Below are 11,264 nucleotides of genomic sequence, written 5' to 3' on the forward strand. Positions count from 1 at the left end.
TTATCAAATAAAAAACGCAGTGGCAATTCCGCACAGGGCGCGGCTCTGGCGGCAGCAGAGAGGCGCAATGCCGCCAGAGCCAGAGCTAGAGCAATTCCACTTTAATCCGGCTCATATCCAGCGGCTGTAAAGAAACTGGTACATTCACTGTGTGTGAAAGCCGGGAGCAGCGCGCCGACGGCGTCCCACAGGGCACTGACGGTCCGTTCGGCTCTGGCGCGTAGCAAGGCCTTGAGTTTTGAGAAGGCCATCTCGATGGGGTTGAAGTCAGGGCTGTAGGGTGGGAGGAACATCAGTTTGGCCCCCGCCTGCCCGATGGCCTTCTGTATTGCCGGAAGCTTATGCGCCGGAAGGTTGTCCATCACGACGATATCACCCGACTTCAGGGTCGGGATGAGAACCCGTTCGATGTAGACCTGAAAGATCGTGCCGTTCATGGGACCATCATGCACGAAGGGCGCGGTCATGCCTGTCAGACGCAGCCCACCGGTGAAAGTCGTGGTCTTCCAGTGACCGTCAGGACGTCCTCACGCTCCTGCTCCAGTGCATGGGCGGTCTTTTTTTGAATGTCCATCCGTGCTGCCGCAGCCAGCGACTGAGCATGCTGCGCCCGATCCCAATGTCACATTCGCTTTTCAGGCGCGCCATCATCTCGTGGAGCGTGATGTCTTTCTGCGCTTCAATCATGTCGGCAATAAAGGCTTCATGCGCGTCCAGACGTGACCCGCGCGGCTTGCCCTGACGACGGGGCGTCCGCTCGCCACTTTCGCGTTCCCGACGCAACCAGCGGATCACTGTCGAAATCCCAACACCGAACCGCGCCGCAATCGAGCGGGCTGATGCTCTTCCAACTCCAGCCTCCAGAACCCGCTTCCGAAGATCATCACTCAATGCTCGTGCCATCACCGTCTCCATCAAGGAAAACGGTAAATCACAAGACGCCTTCAGTGTCACCTCTCGATTCAGAGTTCAGTGGAATTGCTCTAGTGCCAGTGCCAGTGCCAGTGCCAGTGTCGGGTGCCGGGCTGAAAAGTTCAACTCTACAGCAGAGCAACCGCCCCCGCTCAGGGCAGGGGCGCGTTTGCTGTCACACAGTCTGTTCTTCGTGCTTCAGAGGCTCTTCAGCATGGTCACTCAGAGAGGCTTTCTTGGCGAAATGTTCCTCAATGCTCAGAACCCGCAGGCGGGAGTAGTGGCCATCCCGATTGTCAACAAACCCGACGTTTGAAACAAACGGTTCAATGATATGGATTTTCTGAAGCGGCGTAATAATCAGGAACTGCATGTTGAGCTGCTGGAACAGCCGCAGGCCATACTGGGTCGAATCATCAGAGCCACGGCCAAAGGCTTCGTCAATCACCACAAAGCGGAAGGAGCGGGAGCGCACTTCGCCCCATTCCAGACCGAACTGGTAGGCAAGGCTTGCGGCCAGAATGGTGTAGGCCAGCTTTTCTTTCTGACCACCGGATTTGCCGCCGGAATCTGTGTAGTGATCGAATTCGGTATCATCCGCGCGCCACCGTTCACTGGCTGCAAAAGAAAACCAGTTGCGGACATCGGTAACTTTTGTGGTCCAGCGCTGGTCTGCTTCCGCGCGGCCTTCACGGCCACGGAAGCGTTCGATAATGGTTTTGACCTGATAGAAACGCTGTTCGGAATATTGTTCCGCCTCATCCCCCGCTGTGGCGTGATCTGTGCAGGCGCGCAGGGATTCCTGAAAATCCCGGATTTCCGGGTCCAGTGTCGGGTGTGCTTCCAGCCGGATATAGCGGTCCGGATTATAGTCAATCTGGGTGAGGGAGGTATTGATAACAGCAATGCGCTCCCGAATAGTCTCCCGCTCCTGCGCCAGATGCGCGTTGAAATTGGCAATTTCGTTAATGGTATTTACAGTCAGAAGATTTTTAAACCGGCTGACAAAGCGCGGCAGGTCATCTTTCTGCAGGTGGGCAAGAAACGCACAATAGTCCGGGCCAGCTTCCAGCCGGCACCCGATATCCTGTGTCTCAACCGGATAAGCCGCCCGGAACTCCCGCATATCTCCCAGAATGCTGTCACGCAGGCTGTCCAGCGTGCGTTGATGGTTTTCGAGATGCGTGTCCAGCATGGTGCGGAGCTGCGCTTCAGCCGTGTCATACGCGTCAAGACTGGTGAGTGCAGGTGCATCATGCTGCGCCTGTAGGGCGCTGAGTTCCTGCTCGTGCTCCGGGCTGAGCGTGTGTTCGTCCAGAATGGCGCGGCAATGCTGCAGGCGGGCATGCAGGCTTTCAAGAGACTGGTCCAGCAGGGTCTGCTTTTTATACAGGACCATGTAGTCCGCTTCAGCCTGACGGAGAACCTGTTCGGCACTCTCCTTTTGTTCGCGCAGGGCCCGCAGCACATCGGATGTTTCCGTCAGTGCATCGCGTTCTGCGGTAATTCGCGCGACATCTTCCGCCGCACCCTGCCAGTCAAGGGCTGTGTAATCCGGGTAACGCTCCAGCCGGGTCAGGGTCTCAAAGCGTTCCTGAACCGTTTTGCGGGCGCTTTCGGCCTGTGCGATATCTGCTGCAAGTTTCTGAAGAACAGCTTCCTGTTCACGCTGTTTTTCTTCCAGCGCGGAAATCTTGATGGCATTGTTCCAGCCCAGAACATAGCGGCTGCGGTCATCAATGCGGTGGCGATCGTCCTTTTCGTGCCGGCCACCGGGTTCCTTCACCTGACCGGAGCGGGTGACGGCCCTGCTGGCGCGGTGGAAATCCTCCTGTGTGTCACAGCATGTAAAGTTGAACCGGTGGGCCAGTTCATTTTCCACCCAGAGCCTTATGGAGGAGTCCGGGTGTACTTCCAGCTTTTGCGCCAGACTGTTGGAATGGCGTGCAGCGTGCGCGCCTGCGCGAAGAGGCTGAATATGGTAATAGACCATCCGCCCCTTCAGGTGTGTGCGGTCCACCCAGTCCGTGACCTGTGCGTACAGATGGTCCGGCACCAGAAGGGAGAGCGCAAAACCGTGTAGCAGGCGTTCGGCGGCACCTTCCCACTCCCGTGCGTCATCCCGCACACGGATCAGTTCCCCGGCAAAAGGCAGATCTTCAGCCGTAACACCCAGCGCAGTGCACAGCATGGCGCGCATCTGGATCTGCCGTTCGTCAATATTGCTCTGCCGCTTACGCAGGCTTTCCAGCTCCGTTACAATATCGGCATGCCGGGCTTTTTCTTCGCGGAAAAGAATGGTCTGGTCTGTCAGGTCTTTCGCCAGCCAGCTCTCCTGCTTTTTCCACTCCGCTTTCTTCTTTTTGAGGTGTTGTGTCAGTTTCAGAAAGTCTTCTGAAGATACCGCGGGTTTCTCATTCAGCTTTTCAACAAGCAGTGCATACTGGGTTGCATTTTTCCGGCGTTCTTCACACGTCTGCTCCGCCTGCCGGATGGCTGTGGCCAGTTGTTCCAGCCTGTCCCCCCCGTTGGCATAAATCGCCTGCCGGACGTCTTCCAGTTGCTGCTGGCTGGTTGTACGTGTGGCGTCCTGCGTGGTCAGGTTCTGCTGGTTTGTGGCGGCATTCTCCTGCTCCAGAGCAATCTGCTGCTCAAGGAGAGCCGCCTTCTGTGAGGCAAAATAGCTCGGCAGGGCCTGACGACAGCCCTTGAGGGTTTCGCTGCGGGCTTCGCGCGCGCGGTAGGTGGAGAAATCTTCCGTCAGGGGGGTAAGCAGGCGGATCTGCTTCTGGGCCCGGAGCACGGCCTGATGAGAATCATCGAGATCTTCAAAATGGGAAATCAGGGCATGAATGCGCTCTGTGGCGTCAAACTGCGCCAGCATGTTATCTCGGACAAAATCCGTGATGTTATCAACAGATTTCATAGAGACAGTTTGAAGGAACAGGTCAAGCGCCTGTTCATTTTCAATCCCGAAGCGGCGGCGGAACCATGCCGCATAGCGGTTGAAGCTGTCTTCCACCTCTGCGTCCAGGGCGCGCAGGTTCTTGCGCAGTTGCAGGATATCGGTGCCGAACCCGGTAAAATGCTCCTGAATGGACAGTTCCCGTTCAGCACAGACAAAAAACCGCGCGGGCTGAACCTGCTGCTTTTTGAGCCAGAAGACCTGCGCCAGCGTTACGGTTTGAAGGTATCCTTCATTTTTGAAAACGCCGAGAATAACAGTATAGCTTTGCGTATCACGCAGGCTGACGGATCTGGTGGAGCCCGTGGCGTCATTCCGCTCGGTCTTGTAATGGCCCGTCACGTAGGAGCGGAGCGAGCGTTCACGTGTATCGGCGCCGGCGGCCTTGTTATAGACAATCCGCTGTGCCGGGACGAGCAGCGTGGTAATGGCATCCACCAGAGTGGATTTTCCGGAGCCGATATTCCCGGTGAGCAGCGCATTGCGCCCGTTAAGGTCAAAGCTCCAGATCCGCTTGTCAAACGTACCCCAGTTCAGCACTTCCAGCCGATGCAGGCGGAACCCGGCCAGACGGTCATCCACAGCAAAGTCCAGCGGGGCTTGATCGAGGTCAGTCACGGTCGTTCAGTCCTGTGTCGGCAAAGGCGGGGAAAAGTGGTGCATCCGGTTCCGGCGCGTGTTCGGCTGCCGGGGTGGCGAAGGCTGTGCTGTCGGGTTGCTCCGGGCTGCGGGCATGGGCCAGATAGGCGTCAAGCCGTTCATCCAGTGTCGCCAGCCAGTCTGCGTCGATATACGCCTTGAGGATGCGCCGCACTTCATACCGGGGCGGGGCGTTGGCCGTGTCCGGGCTGGTGGGGGGAAGGGGGCGCAGAAAGCCGAGATCCGCAACGCGGCGGATGTAGGTTTCAATCTGCCCGAGCTGCCGGACTTCATTACTGCTTTCCGGCAGGAAGGTCTGGAGCATGGAGGCAATCTCATCCCGGGTGAGAACAAGCCGCGTGTCCCCGCCTGTGGCGTCAAACCGCGCGAGCTGCTGGCGAAGCAGGGCCAGCAGCAGGCTGACATGGAAGGAAAGCGGCCGCCGGGCAATCAGCCGGGGCAGGCGGGAGGCGGCTTCCTCCTCTTCCGTTTCCGGCGTGCTGCGCAGGTAGGCATAGCCCTCTGCGGGGTCAATAATCAGAACCAGCCCCAGAACGGACACATACTCCCGCACCTGATTTTGCAGATGGAGCAGGCGTCCCCACAGGCCCTCATCCTCTTCACGATAGATCACGCCCTTGAGCAGGGTGATAACAAGCGTGGAAAGGGATGCCGCGGGCTGCCCGGTGGGGGATGTGGCGGCCGGCGCGGCCTCCGGGAAGGGGGGAGTCTGGCTCATGCCGACCTCACAAAAATAACGCGTTGCAGGGTGGCGTGGCGGGTTATGGTGGAACCATCGGCTGTCATGATGTCCCAGCTTACATGATCGCGTATTGTTTCATCAATGAGGCTCTCAAAGCGCTCACTGCCGAGCTGAAGATAGGCCACAAGTTCAGACAGCCCCTGCTCCAGCGGGTGGCGGCGCAGCAGGGCGGCAAGGCTGATCTGCGGAGCTTCCGCCAGAGCCTGCTCAAGGGTGTCAATCAGGCGTCCCCGCTCGATCACCACCTGCTCGTACAGGGCTGTCGGGTCCACGTCCTCCGGGGTGAAGTCAGGCAGAGGGTCCAGGCTCAGCACTGTGGGGAGGGGCGGCGTATAGAGCGGCCGTTCCATAATCAGGTCGGGCGAGGCGGACATGGCGTCAATCTCTGTCAGCACATCATCCGGCGGGCAGTCAGGCAGATAGGGGCGCAGGGCAAGGGCGCGTGCTTCAATGGAATGCAGGATGTCCGTAATGCGCCGTGTTTCGTGTCGGCTCTGGTCATCCAGAAATTCGCGCAGGCGGTGGGAAAGCCGCGCCACAGTGCGCTGTGTGTGGTCGCCTGCTTCCAGCCAGTCATAATGAATGCGGCGCAGCCGCGGGTCAGGCTGCAGAGCGGCAATAACGGGCAGGGCCAGAATACGCTCAAGCTGCTGGGATAGTTCTTCCTGCCTGCGGCTGGACATGAGGAAGTTCCAGAAAGCCTGAAAGCTGCGGCCCTGGTCGGACTCATTGATCAGGTCATGCTGGGTCAGAATTTCATCCAGAAGCGCGCCTTTGGTGCCATCCCACAGGGCGATGCGCTCCCGCACGCTGCGGTCCAGCCGACGGAAATTATGTTCCACCTCACGGAAATCAGCCAGCAGATCACGCGCCATGCGGGTGAACTGTGCAAAACGCTCCTTGATGCCGGTATCATCCATCAGGCTGAGGTCGCCACTCTGGATGCGGGCAATTTCCGCATCAATCTCGTCACGGCGCTGGTGCAGGTCGGCCAGACGCTGGTCCGGGTCGCTCTGCGTTCCCTCGTTCATCTGCCGCAGCAGGTCAAACAGGGTGCGCAGGCGGGATTCCGTGCCGACAAAGCTGCGCTCTGCCAGCTGCTCCAGCCATGAGAGGGCTTTCTCGGTTGCGGGGGTCATGTCGAACACGGCGTTCTCCGTGCCGCTCTGGTAGAATTTTCTCAGCCAACCTTTCTCGGGGGAGGCCCAGTCTTCCAGATACTCGCGGGCGCTTCTGGGGAACGCAGTCTCATCCAGTTGCTGGCGCAGGGTGTAGAGCGTGTCTTCCAGCGCCTCGGCCATGCTCTCGGCTTCCAGACTGCGCAGGTTGGGGCGAACGAAAACCTGATGCAGAAAGCTGAGAATAAGAGGGGCATGGTCCGAGCAGAGAAGCCGCCATGCGGGGTTATGCTGACGCATGCCATTCAGAGTTGTGAAATCAAGCTTCATCTGCGCCAGCCCTGTTCCCTTACGCCCGGATGCCAAAGGCCCCCTGATTACAGGATACAGGCGCGGGAGGCGAGAGAGGGAAGGGGCTGTGACTGATGCGTCGCGCGTGGAGGGCTGGTGAGTTCAAAACGGCTCGGCAGATAAGCAGAAAGTTCGGTTTCTGGAGAGGGGGTGAAATATCAGGCTGACAGAGCATTTAATTATGAACTATAAAAAGATCATGGCGTTAGGCACCGTAAATCAAGGGTATTCGAATGCACATAAAAAATCCAATAAAAAAAATAACGTTATTTTCACTGAATTGCGTCTTTCTTACTTCATGCGGTGCATCGCCGACGCAAGATTTGTTTGGATCTTTTTTTCCTTCCTGGCTCCTGTGTGCCTTTGCCGGAGCGGGATTGGCTGCCCTGACGCGTGTTCTGTTGGGTGTGTTCAGGTTTAATGACGCTGTTCCTCTGCCAATGCTCTCCTGGCTCGCGTTCGGCACTGCCATGACGCTTGGTCTGTGGATCATCTGGATCGGTATTTGAATGATGGCATTTTCAAAAAAAATGATGGGATACGCATTTCTCGTCGCCAGTCTGGCACTGTGTGCGATTCTTGCTGTCATCGCAGCGTATCTTGCCGATCGCAGCCCCCGTACGGACGATGCTTTTATACAAGCCGATATCGTCAATATGGCTCCCGAAGTCAGCGGGAGAGTGATTGCCATTAACGTCAGGGATAATCAGTTTGTGCATCGGGGTGACACATTGTTCGTCATTGACCCTGAACCTTTCCGCTACGCGGTGGAGCAGGCACAGGCTGATCTGGATAACCTGAAGGCTGAACTGCCTTTGCAGGATCTGCAGATTGGGTCACAAAAATCGACTGCCGAAGCGCAGGAAAGCAGTGTGGAACAGATGCGGGCCCAGCTTGCGCTGGCAAAATCTACCGAGGCGCGTCTGGCACCCCTCGCGCGGCAGGGTTTCGTGACCGCTCAGGAACTGGATCAGGCCAGAAGCAACGTCAAAACATCCTCTGCGGCTCTGGAGCAGGCAATTCACTCCCAGGTTGCCGCGTTGAAGAGCGTTCGGGACGACCAGCCGATTCGGGCGCAGATCCTCGGAATGACCGCAAAGCTACAGGCCGCGCAGAGAAACTTGCGCCTCACGGACGTCAAGGCTCCTTGTGATGGTCAGATTACGGGGCTCAACATAGCCGCCGGTGAATATGCGACAGAGGGTAAATCTCTGTTCACGATTATTGATACTGAGCACTGGTGGGTGGTCGCCAATTTCCGCGAGACTCAAGTGCCCGATTTTCATGCGGGTCAACCGGCGATCATCCATGTTCTTGCCCGCCCCGATGTTGTGGTGCACGGTCACGTGGAAAGTCTGGGTGGTGGTGTCCAGCCGGATGTCGGCAGTCTTTCAAACGGGCTCCCGCAAGTCGCCCGCAGTCTGAACTGGGTCAGAATTGCGCAGCGCTATCCCGTACGTATCAGTCTTGATCACCCTCCTGCGGAGTTTATGCGTATTGGAGCAACGGTTGTTGCGACTATTCAAAGATGAGTCTTCGCTTCTCCTTGTCCAGACGTAAGGCAGCCAGAAAACAGAACTCTGGCAATGCCTATTTTGTACCCCTTGATCAGGGAAATCCGGTTTTCTCTTTTCGGGGAATGGTGGCTGAAATGGCACCGGTACCCGGGCGTTTGGAAAACACGATCAGGCTGACATGTCTTACGATCTTGTTTCTCCTCATTGGAGAGACATTTCGTCTGCCCGAGGTGGCGATCTTCGTCTGGATTGGCTTCCTCCTTTCGGGGAATGACGCAGCGACCAGTTCGCGTATGGCGTTAACCGGTGGGGGCATGATCATCATCGGTACCGGTGCAAGCATCCTGTGCATGATGGTCACAATGGATGAACCGGCGATCCGTCTACCCCTTATGGTCTTTTTAACGCTCTGCGCGGGGTACCTGAGCGCCGTGATGACGGCTGGCATGCTCGCAAACGTGTTTTTCTTCTGGACCGTCTATCTGTTGACGATGGTTGATCTGGCCGCGAGCGCAGGAAATACAATCGATGCATGGGTCGGAAACACGACAGAAAGTGTCATACCCGACAGTAAATATTTTCCTCCCGAAGAGTCCTTTCTTCACGAGTGCCTCTGGTTCGCGCTTCTTTACGCTGTGGCCCTGACAGTGATCATTGTTACCAACCACTTATGGGGAAGAGACCCGGGAAAGGTCCTGAAAAACGCTGAGTCTGAAAGAGTGTTGCTGGTTGCCGATGCAATGGAGACCGGATGCGAGCTGGGAAGTCCTGCAATGGACATGGTTTTCAGATCATCACTACAGGGTGTCTCAGGGTTTAGAAAGCTGTATGATTTGGCATTATCTTTCAAATTACAAGCACATAACCCGGCCGTCAGTCTTACCTTGATCCGGTATATTTCCCGGATTTCTCTTATGGCGACATTGTGGTCTACCACCGTAAGTGAACGAAAAATCACGCAATCCACAGCGGTATCGACAGCACCTGATCTTTTGAAAACATCAGCCGGAATTTTGCGCCAATCTGCCAAGATGATTCAGGATGGCAATGATGAGGCTGAGGCATCGGCAGTTGGCCACGGCGTGAACGGGGTTCTCAAGAGACTTGCGAAAGCCTTCGACACCAACGCCGCGCTGCATCCTTTGGCTCGAGAGATTGCACGTAGCGTTGCTATTATTCTGGCTTTGAGTTCGAGAGTGAATGAAGACCGTGGGTATTTGCCGCCGGAAAGTGACACTAAACCCGCGTCGCTCTTCAAGCCTGGCGCTGATGTTCAGCGTGCCGGTCGGCACGCTGCTGGAAGATTGTGTTTATCGGTTACCATCTGTTACCTGATCGAGCGTCTTACTGACTGGCCCGGGATCGGCGTGTGTGTTCTGACATGCTTCGTCGTTCCAATGGGAACAATCGGCGATACAACACACAAGATGTTTCTGCGCCTGTTCGGCGCACTTGCCGGTGGGCTTGCAGGTATTTTTTGTATTCTGGTTTTCATGCCGGTCATAACAGGCATAACCGGTCTTATTCTGATGATGACGCCCGTATTGTTCGTGTCTGCCTGGATAAAATCAGGAAGTGATCGCATAGCCTATGCCGGTGTGCAGACGGCTTTGGCCTTCTGCCTGAGCACCCTGCAGGGATACGGCCCTACGCTTGATATGGAGACGGCACGGAATCGCGTTATCGGAGTTCTGTTAGGCAATGTGGTGGTTGCCCTTGTCTCGACAACGCTCTGGCCTGTCAGCGTGGCCACCATCGCGCGCAAAAATTTGGCCAATGCAATCAATATCCTGGCAAAAATGACAGTTTTCAAAAGAGCCAATCCCGACGCGCCATTCGATCCCGTGCAGGAGGGGGAGCGTGAAGCATTTGGTCAGTCTATTGCGGCTGTCAGATCATCGTTCAGTGGAGATGCCTTGGAGGGTGCTTCTGTCAGCAAACGGCTTTTCGCAAGTGATTTCAATCATCGCCTTCTTACTGAAATTCAGCTTCTGGCAGTAAAAATATCAGTCATTGTCGATATGTCGCATTTATCAAGTGCGATTGTTGATGCCAAGCTCACAGAGCTGGCAGGCTGGTTGCGCAAATTTGCTCAATGGATTGTGACGGGGGAGGGATATGACGAACTGAAATTATCCGTACCCACTCCCCCGGACCTGCCTGATGACCCGGAAAGAACGATCTGGTTTTCGTTTATTGATGATGAAATCAGAAAAATTTTGAGAACGTTGGACGCCGCACAGCATAATAATACAGGTCTGTCACATGGTTAAGTCTTCTCGCTGGAAATCTGCTGCAACGGGCATGGGTGGAAAATATCTCCCCTGGGGTCCGGCTCTGTGCTTCGTTCTGACAGCCGTCAGCGGCTGTCACGATACATCGGGTCTCGCACCATCGGCTGCGGATCATCCCTGGCGGCCAACAGAGCAGACAGGCTTGAAAATGCCCCCGGGCAGTGATGGGTTTGCTGCGCCAACATCGGCTCAAACGGACGAAAAAGTCTCCCAGAGCATGAGCCGGCTTGATCAGGCTTCAGCTGAAGTCGGCCTGCATCCCGTTCAGCCAGAAGGTACCTCACCAGCGAGTGCTGTGACGAGCGGTAAGCCGCTGTCTCTCTCCGAACTGATCGATATTGCCGAGAGGCATAACCCGCAGACACGTATTACATGGGAACAGGCGCGACAAAGCGCCCTTGCAGTAGGCGTGTCCGAGTCCACGCTGGCTCCCCAAATTACCGCCACATTGCTTGCGGGGGGGAAGCGTACTATTACCTCCATGCCAAACTTCCTGACGCCCAAAGGGTATATGGCGGCCAATGCCGCCGCACTGTTCCCCGAAATTCAGCTGTCTTATCTGCTGTTTGATTTTGGCCACACGCGTGCGATGATAGATGGAGGGATCGAAGAACCGTTGATTGATGTGCTTGGCCAGTAATTTCTGGGTTTTGGCGATTTGATTGACGGTTTTCTGGAGAGCTTTTGATCTGCGTTTTGAGCAGA

Annotated in this window: 7 protein-coding genes and 1 pseudogene; 4 read left to right on the forward strand and 4 right to left on the reverse strand. The window is 56.2% G+C overall.

Annotated elements, in window-relative coordinates; all coding sequences use genetic code 11:
* Positions 1-101: 101 nt before the first annotated feature.
* From GOB82_RS11665 to GOB82_RS11680, 4 genes and pseudogenes are all read right to left on the reverse strand, one after another.
* Positions 102-903: pseudogene (locus GOB82_RS11665) on the reverse strand (transposase).
* Between the two features lie 184 nt (positions 904-1,087).
* Entirely contained in the window at positions 1,088-4,495 is a 3,408-nt protein-coding gene (locus GOB82_RS11670) for an SbcC/MukB-like Walker B domain-containing protein (RefSeq protein WP_166123272.1), read from the reverse strand.
* Positions 4,488-5,255, reverse strand: a complete 768-nt coding sequence (locus GOB82_RS11675) for a DUF4194 domain-containing protein (protein ID WP_166123274.1) — start codon at positions 5,253-5,255, stop codon at positions 4,488-4,490. The genes GOB82_RS11670 and GOB82_RS11675 overlap by 8 nt, the downstream gene beginning before the upstream one ends.
* Positions 5,252-6,727, reverse strand: coding sequence for a DUF3375 domain-containing protein (locus tag GOB82_RS11680; protein WP_166123276.1), 1,476 nt, complete (start codon positions 6,725-6,727; stop codon positions 5,252-5,254). The genes GOB82_RS11675 and GOB82_RS11680 overlap by 4 nt, the downstream gene beginning before the upstream one ends.
* A gap of 254 nt (positions 6,728-6,981) precedes the next feature.
* Here GOB82_RS11680 and GOB82_RS11685 point away from each other — a divergent pair, with 254 nt between their 5' ends.
* The 4 genes from GOB82_RS11685 (at position 6,982) to GOB82_RS11700 (ending at position 11,199) form a co-directional block, all read left to right on the forward strand.
* Positions 6,982-7,257: a YtcA family lipoprotein gene (locus tag GOB82_RS11685; protein ID WP_166123278.1), complete on the forward strand. Its 276-nt coding sequence runs from the start codon at positions 6,982-6,984 to the stop codon at positions 7,255-7,257.
* On the forward strand, positions 7,258-8,280 hold the full coding sequence (locus tag GOB82_RS11690; protein ID WP_166123280.1) for an HlyD family efflux transporter periplasmic adaptor subunit: 1,023 nt from the start codon (positions 7,258-7,260) through the stop codon (positions 8,278-8,280).
* A gap of 14 nt (positions 8,281-8,294) precedes the next feature.
* Positions 8,295-10,538 (forward strand): FUSC family protein, encoded by a 2,244-nt coding sequence (locus GOB82_RS11695; RefSeq protein ID WP_166123282.1) that lies wholly within the window; start codon positions 8,295-8,297, stop codon positions 10,536-10,538.
* 163 nt (positions 10,539-10,701) lie between these two features.
* Positions 10,702-11,199 (forward strand): TolC family protein, encoded by a 498-nt coding sequence (locus GOB82_RS11700; protein ID WP_166123284.1) that lies wholly within the window; start codon positions 10,702-10,704, stop codon positions 11,197-11,199.
* The last annotated feature ends 65 nt before the right edge of the window (positions 11,200-11,264 follow it).

It is taken from the genome of Acetobacter farinalis (assembly GCF_011516935.1).
Lineage (GTDB): Bacteria > Pseudomonadota > Alphaproteobacteria > Acetobacterales > Acetobacteraceae > Acetobacter > Acetobacter farinalis.